This window comes from Rhodopirellula sp. SH410, assembly GCF_055811895.1.
This window is the reverse complement of the sequence record NZ_CM147949.1, coordinates 2,536,572-2,555,489: the sequence shown is the minus strand read 5'-3', so window position 1 is coordinate 2,555,489 and position 18,918 is coordinate 2,536,572. Positions and strand designations below refer to the sequence as shown.

Below are 18,918 nucleotides of genomic sequence, written 5' to 3'. Positions count from 1 at the left end.
GCTGGCAATGTGTCAACGACCGCCTCGTGACTCTCGACCGCAGTGACTTCCCCCCTCTCTCTTCTCCTCGCCCGCTCCTCTCTTCTCCTCTCGCTTCTGTTCCACGGAAAAACTCATGGACGCCGATAAGATCAAAAATTTCTTCACCCACCACGCCGAAAAAATGGTCGTTGCATTGGTCGTGGCGGCGTCGGCATGGATGGTCTACAGCGGCTTAAGCTTGCCTGACATGCGAGAGGAGCATGCGCCCGACAGACTCGCCACCGATGCCCAGCAGGTGCGCGCGCAAATCGACGACGACCATTCCGAAAAGATTCTCCCCGAACGTCGACCGATCTTTGACATCGCGGCGGAGTTGAAGAAGAAGAACGAACCGATTCCGTTCGCGGATTACGTTCCGAAGCATCTGTGGGTGCCCCAAAACATTAGCGATTCGATTCGACGCAAAGATCCAGTGCTGTTGGCACCACGCGCGCTGATCACCAGCGGGCACATTGAGTCCTATGCGGTTTTGTCGACGAGCGGTAACTATAGCGCAAGCACGCTCGAGCCAGCCGAAAAGCTCGAGAAAATTGAAAAGAAAGCCGTTCGACGTCCCCCCCCGCGACGACGAGGACGCGGCATGATGGGGATGGATGAAATGGGCATGGACGGCGGCATGATGGGCATGGACGGCGGCATGATGGGAATGGATGGCGGCATGATGGGCATGGACGGTGGCATGATGGGCATGGACGGCGGCATGATGGGCATGGAGGGCGGCATGATGGGTCCCTCGACCATGAGAGGCGCAGGCCGGACCCTCGACCCCACCTACAACCGTGGTTACTCCGCATCGAGTTCCACTTCACAGACCACTGGGACCAAGAAGCCGGTACCTCAGAGTGCCTGGTTCATCGCTGGCACCGCAGTGATCCCGCACAAGGAGATTGCCGAATCCTACTCAGCCGCGCTGGCCGCGTCGGAAGGGTATGAACCCCAACGCGACCAACCGCTGTACTTCAACTACGAAATCGAAAGAGCCGACGTGACGACCAAAGCGGTCGGGGACCTGGTCGACGCAGATTGGGTAAAGGTCGGCGACCGTGAGAGCGATCTCAAACGAGCCGCATTTGTCTGGGCGGGATTCGCACCCGAAATTGTTCCGATGGACTACCGGGATCTGAATATTACCGGATACATCCCGCCGATCCTGCTCAGTGACTATGGCAAGTTCGCTCTCCACCCCCTGATTCCCATGGTGTCACGCGAAGAAATCGATCGGAAAAAATTCGCTGAAGAACAAGTCAGTGCCAGCGAAGTGAGTGCCGAAGACATGGAATTGGCTAACCCAGGTAGCCTTGCCGGAGGCATGGGCGGAATGGGTGGTGATATGGGGATGTACGAATCGATGGGTTATGGCTCGATGGGCATGGATTCCGACATGGGGATGCAGATGGGCATGGGTGTTGCCTATGGTCTGAGCACTGTCGATAAGAACCCAGTCGAATACAAAATCATGCGGTTCTACGACTTCGCTCGCCGCGGGGCAAAAAACAGCCCGATGCCGGGACGCCAATACGTTTATCGACTTCGCTATGCCGTTCAAGACCCGAACTTCCCCGCCAACCCCGGGCACCAACCCAAGAGTTCGACACTGTCTGCGGACGTTTATGCCCGCGTTCAAGGCTTGATGAGCAATGCGGAGAAGAACAAGAAACGAGAATTCCAACTGTGGAGCGAATGGAGCGAACCGAGTCCGCCGGCATCCCTACCTGGGTTGAACAGAGTGTTCGCTGGTGAGGTTGAGGGAAGCAAGCCGCGAGAATTTCAAATTGCAGGCAAGACCGTCGACTACTACAAGTCGCCCCCGAAGGCCAACATGGTCAACGAAAACCACAATATCCAATACGCCGCGCCGATGCCCGTTTGGTTAAAGGACCTGACCGAAGGTTCAACGATGAGCTACAAAGGCGTTGCCGATCTGATCGATCCGATCAACTTGGAGATCAAGAAGGTCGAGGATGCTGAGGTTCTCTCGGGAACAACGATCATTGATATCAATGGTGGACGCCCCCTCAGCGTCGTCGAAGAGAACGACGAGTTGACAGAACCAGGTTGGGTCTTGATGTTTGATGAAAGCGGTGGACTGCGTGTCGAGAGCGAAGTTCGAGATCAGTTTGAATACCGAATTTACTCTTTTGCCGAAGAACGCGGTCTGTAAGAACGGATGCCAAAACAACACGCCTTCGAATACGTTGCCGGCACGACGCCGACAACGGCCGGGGATGCCCTGGCCGTTATCTTTGGCAACGATGCGACGCTTCGCCGCTGGGCGATCGAAACGCTCGTTGGCGATGGGGATTGGACGCAGTTTGACGGTGATACCACGCGCTGGTCGGATCTACGCGATGACCTCGCGACCGCATCTCTGTTCGACTTTGACGCCGGTGACAAACGCACGATCGTCGTGCGATCGGCGGACAAGTTTGTTTCCGCGCATCGAACGGAACTCGAAAAATACGTAGCCGCGCCCGGTGACAGCACCCGCTTTGTGCTCGAACTGGATTCTCTGGCGAGCAACACGCGTCTGTATAAAGCGGCAGATAAAAATCACCTACTCGTTGCTTGTGGAAATGCCACCGATACCAAGCAAGGTGTCACTGCGGCGACGCGGCGCAAGTTTTTGACGGGACATATTGCCGCCCGGCATCAGGTGAAGTTGGCGGTAGGCGCTGCCGATGCACTTGTCGAAATGCTCGGAGACGAAACCGGCATGCTTGACACGGAAATCGCGAAACTGGCACTCTACGTCGACGTCGGTGGCAAGATCGACGAGCCTTTGGTTCGTGATATCGTGGCGGGCTGGCAGGGGAAAACGGTCTGGCAAATTACCGATGCGATCGCCAGCGGGGATGCTGCCGAAGCCCTCCGGCAGCTCGACAATTTGTTCACCGGTGGCCAGAAAGCAATTGCATTATTGCCACAGATTTCCTGGTCGCTACGGCGTCTCGGCATGGCGACGACCCTGATCGAGCAGCGTGAACGCAGCGGCCGGCCTTGGCAGTTTGAAGACATATTGGCCAGTGCCGGAATTCGCCGCCCCAGCGAGATTCAATCCGCCAAAAAACAGCTCAAAACAATGGGCCGGCCGCGTGCTCTCCAACTCCTGGGCTGGCTGCTCGATGCCGACCTGCGGCTCAAGGGCACCCACAGCGCCGACGGCCGTGACCGTTTCATGCTCGAACAACTCGTCCTCCGCCTGGCCCGGACGACCTGACGCAGTTGCCCCCGTAGCTTGGGACCATTGTCCCGAGCGGCTATCAAGCACGGCACCAAAGTCGAACAACTCGGCGGCCGAGATACGCATCCCCGCCCACAAACATGCAAACTCGGCCCGCTGCCACTGCTTGTACGCCAACCGTAACATGAGCCCTGCAACGATCCCGAAAGTGGGGAGGACGGCGGGGTCGTGCAGCACCTCACGGACTTGGGCCGCCAAGGTGGCGCAACACACTAGATATCGCCGGCATACGGACTGAAAATAGATCCACACGTTCGCGATGACCAGGGCGTCGGGCCGGTTCTACCGGCCGTCCACTGCCGGATCCCTACCGAACAACCGCCTCACACCTCAGCCTCATCGCTCACCCCAAACCCAAAACCAACGCAGATGGCCGGTAGAACCGGCCCTACGTCCACTGCCGGCCCCACCGAACAACCACCTCGCACCTCAACCTCATCGACCACCCCAAACCGAAAACCAACGCATATGGCCGGTAGAACCGGCCCTACGTCCACTACCGAACAACCGCCTCGCACCTCGGCCTCATCGACCACTCCAAACCCAAAACCAGCGCAGATGGCCGGTAGAACCGGCCCGTCGTCCACTGCCGGACCCTGCCGAACAACCGCCTCACACCTCAGCCTCATCGCCCACTCCAAACCCAAAACCAACGCATATGGCCGGTAGAACCGGCCCGTCGTGCTCAACCATGCGGCAAAACACGCGACGGCAAAATTCCATCGATAACACGTAGGGCCGGTTCTACCGGCCGTCCACTGCCGGATCCCTACCGAACAACCACCTCACACCTCAGCCTCATCGATCGCCCAAACCGAAAACCAGCGCATATGGCCGGTAGAACCGGCCCTACACGCTCAACCATTCGGCAAAACACGCCATGGCAATTTGATCGATAACACGTAGGGCCGGTTCCACCGGCCGTCCACTGCCGGACCCTACCGAACAACCACCTCGCACCTCAGCCTCATCGCTCACCCCAAACCCAAAACCAACGCATATGGGAGGTGGAACCGGCCCGTCGTGCTCAACCATTGGGCAAAAAACGCGACGGCAATTCCATCGATAGCACGTAGGGCCGGTTCTACCGGCCGTCCACTGCCGGACCCTACCGAACAACCGCCTCGCACCTCGGCCTCATCGACCACTCCAAACCCAAAACCAGCGCATATGGCCGGTAGAACCGGCCCTACGTCCACTGCCGAACAACCGCCTCGCACCTCAGCCTCATCGACCACCCCAAACCCAAAACCAACGCATATGGCCGGTAGAACCGGCCCTACGTCCACTGCCGGACCCTACCGAACAACCACTTCGCACCTCAGCCTCATCGACCACTCCAAACCCAAAACCAGCGCATATGGCCGGTAGAACCGGCCCTACGTCCACTGCCGGCCCCACCGAACAATCACCTCGCACCTCGGCCTCATCGACCACTCCAAACCCAAAACCAGCGCATATGGCCGGTAGAACCGGCCCTACGTCCACTGCCGGACCCTGCCGAACAACCGCCTCGCACCTCAGCCTCATCGACCACTCCAAACCCAAAACCAGCGCATATGGCCGGTAGAACCGGCCTACGTCCACTGCCGAACAACTGTTACCAACCTCGCTCTGATCGCATTTGCGGACAAGTTGCAAATTGAAAACCCACGCATTGATGCTCTCGAAGAAACGCTACTGCAGTCGATCACCGATCACCCGATAGGCGATCGGAAACCGACAATTCATCCACGTGAAATTAAAAGAAGACCGAAGCCGTACCCAACGATGAAGCGACCACGCCACGTCGCCCGAAGGTCAGCGGCGTGAAGGACTTACGCTTAAACACGCGGCATTCGGGCTTGACCCATTTGTCTTCTCCCAACGCCTGACGGCGTAAACGGATCGATCACTTGACTGGGATGCGTTTATCGATGGGCGCTGCCGAAGTGCTCAACGCCTGACGGCGTAAACGGATCGATCACTGGCGTCACGTGAAGTAGGCGAACCACCGGTTGCGTGCTCAACGCCTGACGGCGTAAACGGATCGATCACAGGGGGAACGGAAAGCAAACAGCAAAAACAACAATAGTGCTCAACGCCTGACGGCGTAAACGGATCGATCACGCGTTGTATCGTTGGTGCTCATCATGCACCTCCATGTGCTCAACGCCTGACGGCGTAAACGGATCGATCACCGGGGCTATTTGTTGTTGATGCCCATCGCTTCATAGTGCTCAACGCCTGACGGCGTAAACGGATCGATCACATGTCGTCCAACTCGATCCTTAACAGTTCAGCTAGTGCTCAACGCCTGACGGCGTAAACGGATCGATCACTGGCGGCGTGATCAACGCTCGCGACTGTACAAGTCGGTGCTCAACGCCTGACGGCGTAAACGGATCGATCACCGGGCGATAGTCTTCGCTAAGTGGTTCAGTGTATTCGTGCTCAACGCCTGACGGCGTAAACGGATCGATCACAGCATGTGGTTCATCGACCCATCACCAGTGAGCCAGTGCTCAACGCCTGACGGCGTAAACGGATCGATCACGAGGGGGCAGAGGACTCAATCGTGTCAGAGCGTCAGTGCTCAACGCCTGACGGCGTAAACGGATCGATCACAATCGGATCGTTCGTCAAGCATTCGCGTAATGGGATCGTGCTCAACGCCTGACGGCGTAAACGGATCGATCACGCTTCGTCGTGGACTCGGCAACCGCCGTAGTGTCGTGCTCAACGCCTGACGGCGTAAACGGATCGATCACTTGCACGGTAGCGTGCGCCGCAATCGGCGGAAATAAGTGCTCAACGCCTGACGGCGTAAACGGATCGATCACGTGCTTGAGAGCGTCCAGAATGCATTCCTGACGGAGTGCTCAACGCCTGACGGCGTAAACGGATCGATCACATTCCCGGCAGGCGTCTTGGCCCGTTGCACGGTGGTGCTCAACGCCTGACGGCGTAAACGGATCGATCACCTCTTGTGGTGGAAGCCGTCGCACTGTTGTGCATTGTGCTCAACGCCTGACGGCGTAAACGGATCGATCACTGGAAGGCGAACCAGATCGATCACTGGAGCGGAAGGTGCTCAACGCCTGACGGCGTAAACGGATCGATCACGCAATGATTCTTGAATGGGTGGCAGTGTGCCGAAAGTGCTCAACGCCTGACGGCGTAAACGGATCGATCACGTTTGTGGTGAGTGACGCGGAGTTCCAGCGGACGGTGCTCAACGCCTGACGGCGTAAACGGATCGATCACGTGGTGATGGAAGACACGCGGCAACCGTGTGGAATGTGCTCAACGCCTGACGGCGTAAACGGATCGATCACAGCACGTCCCGGACGCTGGCTCGTTCGATGAGTTCTTGTGCTCAACGCCTGACGGCGTAAACGGATCGATCACTAGTCGTGGCAAGTCGACAATCGTCAAAGGGATGAAGTGCTCAACGCCTGACGGCGTAAACGGATCGATCACTTGCGTCCGTTCACCCGATACGTCACCTCCAGTTGTGCTCAACGCCTGACGGCGTAAACGGATCGATCACTCCAGCGTTACGCGAAGTCGATCCTGGATTCAGAGTGCTCAACGCCTGACGGCGTAAACGGATCGATCACTTATCATGTTGCGGTTTCGCGAATCCGACCGGACAAGTGCTCAACGCCTGACGGCGTAAACGGATCGATCACCGTCTTCAGTCACTCAGGGGATTGTCACGAACAAGTGCTCAACGCCTGACGGCGTAAACGGATCGATCACAGTGTTGCCGACGTCAGCCTGTTGATGGTCAAACGGTGCTCAACGCCTGACGGCGTAAACGGATCGATCACCGGGCCCGCATCAGCGATCTTGAGGAAGCCGCAATGTGCTCAACGCCTGACGGCGTAAACGGATCGATCACCGAAGCGACCTTCAACAAGTTCCTCAAGGAAGGTGGTGCTCAACGCCTGACGGCGTAAACGGATCGATCACACGACGGCCGGAGCCGTCACCATTACGGCGAATGTGTGCTCAACGCCTGACGGCGTAAACGGATCGATCACCCGCTACCGGCAACCAGGTCGGCGAATTGGCCAAGTGCTCAACGCCTGACGGCGTAAACGGATCGATCACCGTTTGTCACTGAACCCGCGAAACTGATCCAGAAGTGCTCAACGCCTGACGGCGTAAACGGATCGATCACCCACATTCAGGCAGCTTCGATTCTGCTCGCGAGTAGTGCTCAACGCCTGACGGCGTAAACGGATCGATCACCCCTCAACGTGGTCGGTGCCCCGCAGTTTGTCCTGTGCTCAACGCCTGACGGCGTAAACGGATCGATCACTTGCCCCGTGCTTGCAGTTTGCTTAACCAACTCTGGTGCTCAACGCCTGACGGCGTAAACGGATCGATCACTGGTCGAACTGCTGCACGCTGGCGGTATCGAGACGTGCTCAACGCCTGACGGCGTAAACGGATCGATCACAGTCGCTCCATGCTTGGGTGACGGCCGCGTGGGCCGGTGCTCAACGCCTGACGGCGTAAACGGATCGATCACTTTGGGACTTGTGTCCGCCCTCAACAACGCCTCCAAGTGCTCAACGCCTGACGGCGTAAACGGATCGATCACACGTTGGTGTTTGTCTGATTGACAACCTTGCAATGTGCTCAACGCCTGACGGCGTAAACGGATCGATCACCGACGGCGGCGCGACGGGTGGACATCGACACGAATAGTGCTCAACGCCTGACGGCGTAAACGGATCGATCACTCAGCGCGGCCAGGATCACGCGTCCCTGTAAATTCAGTGCTCAACGCCTGACGGCGTAAACGGATCGATCACGCGGTATTTTCCACACCATGACGATGAGGAGAACGTGCTCAACGCCTGACGGCGTAAACGGATCGATCACACCGCCGAGGCCGGCCGTCGGTTCCGTCACTCAGTGCTCAACGCCTGACGGCGTAAACGGATCGATCACACAGACGCTGGAGCAAATAAAGATCATGAACGATTGTGCTCAACGCCTGACGGCGTAAACGGATCGATCACTTGATCCTCATCGGAGCATTTGCTGTAGGGCATTTGTGCTCAACGCCTGACGGCGTAAACGGATCGATCACGACAACGCTGGCGGCGATCAACAAATATGCGATAAGTGCTCAACGCCTGACGGCGTAAACGGATCGATCACATCTCAGGCCACTCTGGCAGAACCGTGTTGCATCGGTGCTCAACGCCTGACGGCGTAAACGGATCGATCACCTTGGCTCGACGACTCTGGTGAACGGGACCAAGATGTGCTCAACGCCTGACGGCGTAAACGGATCGATCACGCTTCGAGCGTGCAGCTCGACCCGTGGGAGCGAAGTGCTCAACGCCTGACGGCGTAAACGGATCGATCACCCCAGTGACTCGCCCAGTTCGCAGGCGTGGTAGAGGTGCTCAACGCCTGACGGCGTAAACGGATCGATCACGCATCCGTTGAGGACGTCGCCCTCCTGCAGGAACTTCGTGCTCAACGCCTGACGGCGTAAACGGATCGATCACTCGTGTGGGAGGTGCGCTGATGCTCGGTCCTAATGCGTGCTCAACGCCTGACGGCGTAAACGGATCGATCACCTGCAGAACAAGACCGGCCATCCACACACGATCGAGTGCTCAACGCCTGACGGCGTAAACGGATCGATCACGGCAAAAATGCTACTCAGAAATGACCTTGAGAATTAGTGCTCAACGCCTGACGGCGTAAACGGATCGATCACATTGATCGTCGCATTGATTAAGGAGCTCGTGCCAATGTGCTCAACGCCTGACGGCGTAAACGGATCGATCACTCCTCGAGATCCGCATCGACGCCCCCCTCGCCGAAACGTGCTCAACGCCTGACGGCGTAAACGGATCGATCACCCCATCGGGCGTGCGGAGGATACCGCCGTCGTATCGGTGCTCAACGCCTGACGGCGTAAACGGATCGATCACACAGGGTGACACTCTCGCACGCCTCCGGGTCTTCACGTGCTCAACGCCTGACGGCGTAAACGGATCGATCACTCGTCGCTGTCCTTATCAAGAAACACCAGCGGATGTGCTCAACGCCTGACGGCGTAAACGGATCGATCACCTCTAGCTTGATCGTCGGCTTCTGCTCGGCAATCGGTGCTCAACGCCTGACGGCGTAAACGGATCGATCACCGCCGAGGTTCAGCAGGCCAACCGATACCATTACTGGTGCTCAACGCCTGACGGCGTAAACGGATCGATCACTGGTCTTATCGCCAAAGTCTCGCATGATGTCCAGGTGCTCAACGCCTGACGGCGTAAACGGATCGATCACAACCGGTCTGGTTGACCGACAACGCAGCAGCAATAGTGTGCTCAACGCCTGACGGCGTAAACGGATCGATCACATGCCAAGCTCCCTTGCCTGTTTGAGTTCCTTCGTTGTGCTCAACGCCTGACGGCGTAAACGGATCGATCACAGCACTCGCTGTAAACTATTTGTTGGCAACATATTAACGGTGGCGTTTTCATGGGCAATCGCAATGGAAATTACGTCCACCCGATTCATGGTCCTCCATTTGAACAAGCTTTGCATTTTTCCAACGATTTTTGCAGTGAATTGACGATTCATGCACCAAAGACGAGTCATCGTATCGTTTTAACTACGCTAAACGACCAAATTACCAAAGAGCAAGCGTCTATTGTAGCTGTGGTCGTTCCGCCACGGAGACATCCATGCAATGGATTTTTGCCCGTTCAGAGCCGGTTTTTAAAGAATTTCGAAACTGGGCGGCGGGTCTGCCCAGTCTCCGCGATCACCACGCGAGTGTTCGGCGACTTTGCTCGCACACCCCTCACACAGTGGAATCACTAGCAAATCGTCTTCGGGTGCCATCATCTCAGCCAGTTCCCATCGCAATTTCTCAAGCGCATCTCTGGTCAGCCGGACCCGAAACAGGCTGAACTGTACCCGTTCACCGTACCCCTCGAGCGTCTTGGCGACTCGACGCAACCGCTTGGCGTCGCGAACGTCGTATGCGATAAGATTCCAGTGAGGTTGGCCGGCCATGACGGTCCGTTTCAGTTCGAGAGCTTTAACGAATGCGAAGTTTTGCAAATGAGCCAGGTGCCCCGGTCCATTCTTTCTCCAATAGCCGTACTTCCAGCTCCACCATGCGCCCGTATTCTAAAGATTGTTCGGTGTGAGGGTGTCGGTAGGACTCGGTAAGCCTGCTTTCAAAGAGCGTGATGGCCTTCTTTCGTCCTGCATCGGACAACCAGACATGGCCTGGCCGCAGTTCGAAATCGGCGTCTGCATCCCACTGACCACGGTTCAGGCTGCCCACCAGCGGCATTTCCCATACCAGCGTTCGAAATAGCTCCATCACGTCGAGTACCAATGGTGGAGCCGTCGTACGCGGTTGATGAAAGTAACCGAATGCAGGTTCCATCCCGACCGAAAGAATCGTTCGTTGAACAAGCGCGAAAATCATCCCATACCCGAATGAGAGCAAACAGTTCAGCCGGTCCCGAGGCGGATGCTTGGTTCGTCCGTTCATTCGCAACGATTCAGGAACGCGATCACTCAACAGTTCATTGAACGAACCGAAGTAATGCTTCGCAGCAATCCCCTCCTCGCCACGCAACGAGTCCAGCGACGCGGATTTCTCAGCCCGCGAGACTGCGAGGCGCATCATATCGATGTTTTTCGCAGCGTTTGTTCGCGCCAACTCACTACCGCGTGTACCCCGAAGCAGATATTGCAGTTGGAACTGGATTTTGGCAACCGTTGTTAACTTTGCCAATTGGAGGCAAGTTTCCGCATCGGTGAGGGCTTTGAATTGACGGATGCGCTGCCGAATTCTTGCTGGAGTTTCGATCATGCCGATGACTCGCCCGCCAGCGGTGACCCACTGGACGGCGACACCTTCGTAAGCGCAAGTCTGGATGGCTTGGGACGTGATCTGCGCCCCGCCATAAAGTATGACGGCGTCGACCTGCTCGATCGGAACCTTTCGCTTGCCTTCATCCGTCTCGATCACCAGTTGTCGACTGCTTCGTTTGACTGTCGCAGGAACCGTCGTGACGTGCAAGGTTCGCTTGTCTCGCCGCGAAGGAAACAGCGTAGCTGGTGAATGGCCGTCATCACTATTCGTTGCCAGACGCTCTTCCTCGGGCAAACAGATGACACGCAAACTGCATCGACGACACCGTTTTTCGTTATCCGTCACTGGCGGTCGATCGTTGCTCCGCCGCAGTCTTCTCGCCAACTCGATCGACGCGAGTACTTCGCCGCGCAGCGCTTCGTCGATCTCGATCCGCACCGTGACGTTGTCCTGATGGTAGCGAACGCGTCCTTCCAAGACCGGTTTCCCCTGTTGATCTTCGAGTAGCATCGCATAGGCGGCGACCTGCAGTCGATCGCTCGGCCAAGCCATCGGCGTTTTATCAGCCGCTCGTTTGCAGCGACCTTTTTTATGTTCGTAAGCGACCCAGCCACGGTCACGGACACGGGCTGCATCAATCTTCCCGAACAACCCCAGTTCATCGGAAGAGACTTCGAAAGATCGGAGTTCGCGAGTATCGTCATCGAGTTTCGGGACGCGTTCTTCGTGCAGCCGCCGACCGGCATAAACACGATCGTCCGCCTCCCTCAGCTCTTCGACTTCCTCCAAATAAAACAACCGCTCGCAATACAAAAGTGCATGCAGCGCCATCACCCGAATCGGCGGCTCGTCGGGGTAGAAATGCGAGTTGGTCGCTTCAGATGGATCGCTCATTTCGTTGCAAGTACTCTGGCTTTCAGGATTTGAGGTAGGCGTGAGCGTTCGGGCGGGTCGAATCCAGCTTCGATCAATCGCCCCAATGCGTTCCGCGTACCGGACGAACCTACGTGATCAACCCAAACTGGCAGCGTGAAGTTGCCACTTTTTTCTAGCAAGAACAGACGCACGGACTCGTCCACCATCTCAGGCACACGCTCGATAGGCAATATTTCGTTCACCATATGGGTACTTTCCCCTAAGCTCAAACCGCCGAATCGCGAGATGCGATGACGACCATCAGATGTTAAGGACGCGGCCACACGTTGCTCCAACGTTTCTTCGCGTGACTGTTCTTCCTCGCTAGAGTCCAGCCAAATTACTAGGCGAACATCAGACAACAGTTCCTGGTAGTCTGGTCGCACGTTGGCACCGTTTCCCAAGCCGAGTTTCTTATCTTTAATCCGCCATAGTTTCCGCAGTACGGTGCTTTCGTAGGGACGACCGATCACTCCCGCTGTACAGCGTGCACCGACATGACGTTCTCGACAAACTTCGCCAACCATCGATAGCAAGAAGCCGTAAACCGTCGACGGCGATGGCAAGGGAAGCGTTTCCCAGTACTCACGAGCCGCACCGCGACGAAACGATGCGATCGGCACGGTTACGTACAGCCCAATCATGCCAACACCGCTGTGATGCGTTCGCAAACGGCTTGCGTGGCTGCTTTGATACCGTCTTTCAAATCGACCCCAAGTTCCTTAAGGGCTTTGCCTGAATCGGTCGTCGCCAATTCACCACCCACAATCAGCTCACTTGCGTCAATGTCGCCCGACCGCACACGACGTACGAGTTCGTCTGCAGAAAGTGTACGTCCAGCATCGGGAGTTCCAAAGCAATAAAGCAAACGCGGTGCGGGATCTTCGGTTACGCGAAATACAACGGCCGCAGGAGAGAAGTCGAATAAGAATCGACCGTGGTTTCCAGCAACGGTTCGTAGGTTGGCGATGGCTTGAATCGCCTTGGCGGCGCGATTGCGTTCTCGTAAGCGGTCGGGCGTCATTGCGATCCCGTATTGATAGCGAGTTGCGTGAATTTCAGCTCCATACGGGACTGGATTGTTGCCCTTTTTAGCAGCGGAAGGCGTCGCGCCAGGCGAAGCAGCGTTAAAGGTCGTATCGCCTGGCCATGGCGTCAGGCTGACCGCGCGAGTGACCTCCAAAACGGCGCGTCGAACCTTCGCCGAGCCAGCTTGCCCCTCTTCCTTGGCGGCTTCCGCCGACATGTAACCGAGCAGATCATCGTCGATGAACGTGTCACCTCCTTTTTTGGCCCAACCATCGAATCCAGGTTTCTGCCAGTCGTTGGTTCGTGTGTCCTCATTCCAAGTTCGGTTGGTCCCTCTGGACTCCAGCTCGGCGAGGTGTTTTCTTGTTTCAAAACGGATCGCTTCCGCGCTGACGGTGGTGTGAACAGCGCCTTTCCAAATCAGTTTTTGAAGTGTCGTTGTGTTGCCTTCGGTTTCACCGCGGTTGTTCGCCGCAGTTCCATAATCGGTGACGATATTGGCGAAAATGTGTATGGTCATTAGATAGCTTCTTTGAAAGATTGATTTGAAATTTTGTGACTGAGTTAGCCTTTAGGCAGACGGCGAATTTTTCTCGTTGAGAGATTCAGCTGCGGCGTCGAGTTCCTTGTCCCCCTTGCCCTGGTAGCTCGCCAATGCGAGCAGCGCAAGATCACGTGCATGCTGCCAGCCTGATTCGTTTAGCCACGGCAGTATGTCGGTCCAGTTCGCTTGCAGTTCTTTATTGGCTGGCACGCGACTGAACAGATCGCAAATCGAGTGACGAAACTGGTCGGCTGTTTTTGCACCCGAGAACGCTAAACGCCAGCGATCGTACTCACCGCGAAACCGGTTCTGCATCGCGGCTTTTTGATTTGCGGTTTCGCTGGCAATTTGTCCGTAGCGTCCACGAAGTGCGTGATGCACGGCACCAATGAGCGCAATCTGTCCAGGCTTGTCCCAGACGTCTGCTTTGATCATCTTTATCAATCCTGTTCTTTCGAAAGGCAAGCGATCACGAAAAGGTTTACCATTTGCCGGATCGCGGGCGCCAAACAGTTTTGTAAATCCAGTGAACCAATCACGACGATGAGCCAAATTATCGGCGATCAATGGCCGCACGATACTATCGCTCCAAAAGTATTCTTCACGCTCAGTCGTTTCGGCCGTTTTACCTTTGCCCGTTTTCTCGACGACTTTTCGAGATGCTTTCCGAGGTGCAAAGCAGTCTTCGGCGCAACGAAAAATCTCGAGTCGCCGAGCGTCCAGCGGTTCGATTCGCTCAGCAGCGACACGAGATTTTTGTTGGCTGGCCCACGCGGTTGGTCTGAACACGAATGCGGTAACGGACGCCACCGCCAGTCTCTGTTGAGTATCATCGACGCGCATCCGAGCATAGAGTTGCAAGACGGCGTCCCCGCTACCTCCAATGAGACAATCGCGGTAGGTAAGCGGAGTGATGTTACGTCGGTTATCCGCGAATAACAGCAAGTCTTGAACGTCGGGCACAAGCAATACGGCAGATCCTCGATTAATTGGCAAAGCCAACGTTCCTATCGGTGCAAAATACGCAGCTAGTAGTTGAGCCACGCTGCCCTCGTACTTCGTTTGTCCCGCGAATCCATTGTGTCGCACCGCAGCACCGGGATAGAGTGTCCCAGGAAGCTCGGCGTTCTTTTGCGAAAGTGCTCCCGTCTTTCTATCGACTAAATCTTTGTAACCGTCTTGATGCTTGTACCAGTCAAGGCATCGTGTGCTGAACTGAAATGGTTTCCCGTCGATCTCCAAGTTGAGTTCTGAATCTCTTTTTTCTCCAGTACGCGTTTTTCCGTGCTGCAAGAATGTCAGCATCAAGCCACGTTGAAGGTTGATTCGTACCGCTGTTCGTTGCTTACCGATGTAAGTCGTTGGAAGGTCGATGGTCCGCTCGTTCAATCCAAAGGCAATTTGGAAAATCGGTTTGAAAACGTCGCCTACGTTTTCTGGGTCAGCGAATCGAAATACGATTTTATCCGAACTCAATTCCCACGGAACTTTTTCATTGATCCAGGGCTCGGGAATTTCATCTTCGTCGTACTGCCCACCCTGAATCGAACGTTCGATCCACCGCAGTGTCGTTGCCAATCCACCGATCCCGGCTCGGAGCAACAGATCCATCTCCGGATTAAACAGACTCACTTCCAAACAATTTGGAGCTGTTGCTTCCGCTTTAGCTGTCTTGGCCATCACTGATCTCCTGGCAAGGAACGAATACGCCACACCCCATGTGCCGCCGACCACCGATGCCTTCGGTGAGTAATTTAAGAGAAGACGTATCGTCGAGGTTGGATAACGTCGTCTCAAATCCGAGGATTTCGTTTTGTTTGACACGAATGGTTCGTTGCCGACCCACACTTATCCCAGCGTCTATGATTTCGAGTTTGTCGAGCTGCCGCTGCACAGCCAGCGTGAAATTTTTCGGCTCGAAAAATCCTTTGATCGTCACCAACCTTGCACGCAATCGTGAAGCGGGTACGAGCTGCTGCACTGTGGGAACGCCGAGAGTGATGGAACGCCCCACAAGCGTGATTTGTTTACCAGCGAGCGGAAGAAACTCGCCGACACGATCCACAGTAGTGCGAACCACGAGGCGGCTTGACCGCGTCAACGCCATCTGTCGCCCGCCAACTTGGCGACCATCGATGGGAGCCAACGCAAACCCAATGCCACCGTGAACTGACGGTACCAACTGGGTGACCGCTCCCAACAACGCATAGCCATGATCCGCCGGGATGGGAGTTTGCCCCATAGCGGGAAACGAGAGTTCAATAGATTGCATTACCGTCTGTGATCCTTTGTTTGATTTTTAGTTGGACCTGTTTCGTTAGCTTGCTCACGGACGACGAACTGACGCCCAGGCGTTCGGCGATTCGTTTCTTGGAAACACCCATCGCAAGACTTTCCGCACATATTCGCTCGCGATCAGTAAGTTCATCGTGAAGGGAAGCTAACGCGTCCCAAACGATTTGGCATGGATCCTGTTCGATGTTTATCGTGTTGTCTGCGGTTCCATTCGGCTGCAAGACAAGTTTGATCTTGCGTTTGCGGCGAAAGTATCGAATGCAAACCCGCCGGGCGGACCTGGCAAGATATGCACGCGGACTCGTTAGGGCCGCCAATCGCTCTGCGCAGATTAGAGACTGGCAACGTACCAATGCGTATTCCGCGCAAGAATCACCTGCTACGGCGAGTTTCTGATCGAACCCGTCAACGACATTCAACACACATTCAAACGCCTCGGAAACTGTGATGGTTTCGTTAGTCATGTTTTTCTCCTATACCTTTACAGAGGCATTTCCTGAAAAAAGATTCACGCTAATTCTGAGACTTGGTAAACGAATTGTAGTATTGCCTGATTCGGATCCAAAGCGTACTATTTGGGAAATAGCACCGCAGTCCAGCGTTGAGCACCTACACTTCGGTTGCCAAGTTTCGAGAGAATCGAAAATTCGATAACGCCTTTGGCGATTAAAAGATCACAAACGTACTCCAGACTGCACCTGTTTTGGAGCAATAATCGATTGCGGTCTCGGATGCGACGGGGAAGCCTCCGAATCGGACACGTGGAAGTTTCCAGTTGTCTGAGACGGGGTAGTTCATTGGCAGCGTGTATGCGACAACCGAGCGATCTCGTTTTGCCTCCCGCAAATTGGGTTCGCGGATCACGGTAACGCCGTAGCTCGCACTGCGGATTGTGTCGACAGGAGTTTCCATTCCACCACCGAGCCATCCGCTTGTTTCGGCTTTAATCTTGCGCGGTTTGTCAATGGCTCGCCATGCGTCAACCAGTTGCGACTGTGAGATCGGTTCTGATCCCAGACTACTCAGCCATACCCTCGCCAGTTCGAGCTCATTCTCCTCGTATGGTGCTGATGAAAACTCACCGTCGTCACGTACGGGTTCGAGCACGACGAATGGTCGAGGCGGACGTTTGTCTGCGGGCTGCCCAGGGTGGATTGCTCGGTTAAGTCGACCGAGTCTTTGGATCAGTGCGGGAATCGGAGCGAGTTCGGTGATCAGCAAGGTGGCATGCTTCAGATCAAGTGACATTTCGGCTACTTGACTGGTTGCTGCACATCCAGCATGTTGCGAATCGAATATTGCTGACACTTCGTTGTGTCGGTCAACTCTATCTTTGTAAATGAATCGGCTGTGGTATACGCTCACGTTGCAATCGGCCAATTCCATGCCGAGCTTTCGCGTTCGTTCAACTGTGTTGCTGATCCAGAGAACGCGTCCACCCGAATCGAATTCGTCGCGTAACAACTCCAGCGCATCATCGCGAGTCAACGATGTTTCTTGCTCGTGGCGAATGTATCGAGGCAATTGCTCCAAGTCACTTGGTCCAGCGACACAGCGATAGCTCCGCTTCGATCGTTTAGCAATTTTTTCAATGGCCTCCCGTCGAGAAATTGGTAGACTTGCTGTCATCAAGAGCACTGGAATGCCAGGCAGCTCACGAAGGAAGGTCAGCAGATTCCCGAACAAGACATCGTCGTAGGAATGTACTTCGTCAAACACGATCGCGGACTGCGAAATTGCAGGCCAGGAATACAGGCCGCGTCGTTGGTTCTGCAAAATCAGGAGCAGCGAATCAACGGTGCAAGCAACTATTTTTGTGTCCCAGGCCTTGAGGGATTCGACGCGAACTGATTCATCATCTATGTCCTTGTCCTGCTCTCGCGTTCCCAGCATCTGAAGCTTGTCGTATTGCTGGCGGCTATGGAACAGATCCGCTCCATCAACGGCTGATTGCCTAGATGTTACCGACCTCGCTCTGATCGCATTTTACGGTCTTTTCCTGCCGAATTGTTGTCGTAGTCACGGACTGTTCTTACACCGGTAATTCGGTAGGCAGCAGCCCGCCGCCCGCAGACCAGAGCCTTGCCCCCCGCGCCTCGCAACCCGCCCCCTTCAACTAAATCGTACCCCGCCTCTCCCCTCGCCCCCCGACTCACTTTTCAGGCAGTCGGTTCGCGATCATTCGAATCCCTGACTCGACCAACTATCCTGCTGGACTTTTCTACTTCAAGTTCAAAAGCCAGCGCCCGTGCGAGCCAGAATCTTCCGCTCTCAAGCAGAACGTGATGAGTTCCTGCTGGAGCTCAAGCTCACCCAGTGCCCCCACTGCAAGAAAGTCGGTGCGCTCAATCGCCATGGGTCCTTGCGCGGATACGACGAGAACAACTTCCGCCACAAATCTATCCGGGCACGAAGGGTCTTCTGTAGCAACCGAAATCAAGCCGCCGGATGTGGACGCACCTTCAGCGTGTGGATTGCTGACAAAGTCAAACGACTCTTTCTCAGTGCAGAGCAACTCTGGGCATTCCTCAACCAGGCCGCCGCGACCGGCAACAAACGCAAGGCATTCAAAAAGCTCAATAGCAGCATGAGCGATTCGGCACCCTATCGAATTTGGAAACGATTGCAAGATGCACAATCCGCGATTCGGACCGCACTGTCGACCATGTGCCTGCCGCCAAAAATCGATAGCTCACAGCCCAGCAACACGCCCGCTGAGAGCACACTCGCTCATCTGATCAAAGCCTTCGCTGGCCACACGCTCAATCCCATCGCCGCCTTCCAGCTCACACTGCAGACCTTCTTCATCTGACACGCTGCGGCCGCACCTCAGCAGGCCGATTCGGTCCGTGATCACACGGCAACCTGTCGATCCTGGCCAGCATCGTCTGCCTCGGATGGTCGATTTGCCATCGTAGCTCACGCTTGCGAAATTCTTTTTTCTGCTCGACAACACAACCCGACGATAGATCCACCGCCGACCGCACTTAGACTCGC

Annotated in this window: 11 protein-coding genes and 1 CRISPR repeat array; of the genes, 3 read left to right on the top strand and 8 right to left on the bottom strand. The window is 55.6% G+C overall.

Annotated elements, in window-relative coordinates; translation table 11 throughout:
- Positions 1 to 115: 115 nt before the first annotated feature.
- Positions 116 to 2,203: a hypothetical protein gene (locus SH410x_RS09450; protein ID WP_473676257.1), complete on the top strand. Its 2,088-nt coding sequence runs from the start codon at positions 116 to 118 to the stop codon at positions 2,201 to 2,203.
- Positions 2,204 to 2,209: 6 nt separating this feature from the next.
- On the top strand, positions 2,210 to 3,259 hold the full coding sequence (gene holA, locus SH410x_RS09445) for a DNA polymerase III subunit delta (protein WP_473676256.1): 1,050 nt from the start codon (positions 2,210 to 2,212) through the stop codon (positions 3,257 to 3,259).
- Between the two features lie 1,883 nt (positions 3,260 to 5,142).
- Positions 5,143 to 9,731: a CRISPR direct-repeat array (repeat unit 36 nt; unit sequence GTGCTCAACGCCTGACGGCGTAAACGGATCGATCAC).
- A gap of 290 nt (positions 9,732 to 10,021) precedes the next feature.
- Here holA and cas2 read toward each other — a convergent pair.
- From cas2 to cas3, 8 genes are all read right to left on the bottom strand, one after another.
- Positions 10,022 to 10,321: a CRISPR-associated endonuclease Cas2 gene (gene cas2 / locus SH410x_RS09440; RefSeq protein WP_473676255.1), complete on the bottom strand. Its 300-nt coding sequence runs from the start codon at positions 10,319 to 10,321 to the stop codon at positions 10,022 to 10,024.
- A gap of 25 nt (positions 10,322 to 10,346) precedes the next feature.
- Positions 10,347 to 12,032, bottom strand: a complete 1,686-nt coding sequence (gene cas1 / locus SH410x_RS09435) for a type I-MYXAN CRISPR-associated endonuclease Cas1 (protein WP_473676254.1) — start codon at positions 12,030 to 12,032, stop codon at positions 10,347 to 10,349.
- Positions 12,029 to 12,724 carry a type I-MYXAN CRISPR-associated protein Cas5/Cmx5/DevS gene (cas5, locus tag SH410x_RS09430; protein ID WP_473676253.1) on the bottom strand — a complete coding sequence of 232 codons (696 nt, stop codon included), beginning with the start codon at positions 12,722 to 12,724 and terminating at the stop codon, positions 12,029 to 12,031. The genes cas1 and cas5 overlap by 4 nt, the downstream gene beginning before the upstream one ends.
- The gene (cas7i, locus tag SH410x_RS09425) at positions 12,694 to 13,602 is read right to left on the bottom strand and encodes a type I-B CRISPR-associated protein Cas7/Cst2/DevR (protein WP_473676252.1); all 909 of its coding nucleotides are present in this window, start codon (positions 13,600 to 13,602) and stop codon (positions 12,694 to 12,696) included. The genes cas5 and cas7i overlap by 31 nt, the downstream gene beginning before the upstream one ends.
- A gap of 51 nt (positions 13,603 to 13,653) precedes the next feature.
- Positions 13,654 to 15,306, bottom strand: coding sequence for a type I-MYXAN CRISPR-associated Cas8a1/Cmx1 (cas8a1, locus tag SH410x_RS09420; RefSeq protein ID WP_473676251.1), 1,653 nt, complete (start codon positions 15,304 to 15,306; stop codon positions 13,654 to 13,656).
- Complete coding sequence (gene cas6 / locus SH410x_RS09415) at positions 15,290 to 15,898, bottom strand: type I-MYXAN CRISPR-associated protein Cas6/Cmx6 (RefSeq protein ID WP_473676250.1); 609 nt, start codon at positions 15,896 to 15,898, stop codon at positions 15,290 to 15,292. The genes cas8a1 and cas6 overlap by 17 nt, the downstream gene beginning before the upstream one ends.
- On the bottom strand, positions 15,885 to 16,385 hold the full coding sequence (locus tag SH410x_RS09410) for a LuxR C-terminal-related transcriptional regulator (RefSeq protein ID WP_473676249.1): 501 nt from the start codon (positions 16,383 to 16,385) through the stop codon (positions 15,885 to 15,887). Before SH410x_RS09410 ends, cas6 begins: the two co-directional genes overlap by 14 nt.
- Before the next feature lie 202 nt (positions 16,386 to 16,587).
- Entirely contained in the window at positions 16,588 to 17,814 is a 1,227-nt protein-coding gene (gene cas3, locus SH410x_RS09405) for a CRISPR-associated helicase Cas3' (RefSeq protein ID WP_473676248.1), read from the bottom strand.
- 355 nt (positions 17,815 to 18,169) lie between these two features.
- Here cas3 and SH410x_RS09400 point away from each other — a divergent pair, with 355 nt between their 5' ends.
- On the top strand, positions 18,170 to 18,733 hold the full coding sequence (locus SH410x_RS09400; protein WP_473670638.1) for a hypothetical protein: 564 nt from the start codon (positions 18,170 to 18,172) through the stop codon (positions 18,731 to 18,733).
- Positions 18,734 to 18,918: the final 185 nt, after the last annotated feature.

Bases quoted from the DNA above. Each gene is read 5' to 3' on its own strand.
- SH410x_RS09450 (WP_473676257.1), top strand. From the start codon at position 116: ATGGACGCCGATAAGATCAAAAATTTCTTCACCCACCACGCCGAAAAA.
- holA (WP_473676256.1), top strand. From the start codon at position 2,210: ATGCCAAAACAACACGCCTTCGAATACGTTGCCGGCACGACGCCGACA.
- cas2 (WP_473676255.1), bottom strand. From the start codon at position 10,321: ATGGCCGGCCAACCTCACTGGAATCTTATCGCATACGACGTTCGCGAC.
- cas1 (WP_473676254.1), bottom strand. From the start codon at position 12,032: ATGAGCGATCCATCTGAAGCGACCAACTCGCATTTCTACCCCGACGAG.
- cas7i (WP_473676252.1), bottom strand. From the start codon at position 13,602: ATGACCATACACATTTTCGCCAATATCGTCACCGATTATGGAACTGCG.
- cas8a1 (WP_473676251.1), bottom strand. From the start codon at position 15,306: ATGGCCAAGACAGCTAAAGCGGAAGCAACAGCTCCAAATTGTTTGGAA.
- cas6 (WP_473676250.1), bottom strand. From the start codon at position 15,898: ATGCAATCTATTGAACTCTCGTTTCCCGCTATGGGGCAAACTCCCATC.
- SH410x_RS09410 (WP_473676249.1), bottom strand. From the start codon at position 16,385: ATGACTAACGAAACCATCACAGTTTCCGAGGCGTTTGAATGTGTGTTG.
- cas3 (WP_473676248.1), bottom strand. From the start codon at position 17,814: ATGCTGGGAACGCGAGAGCAGGACAAGGACATAGATGATGAATCAGTT.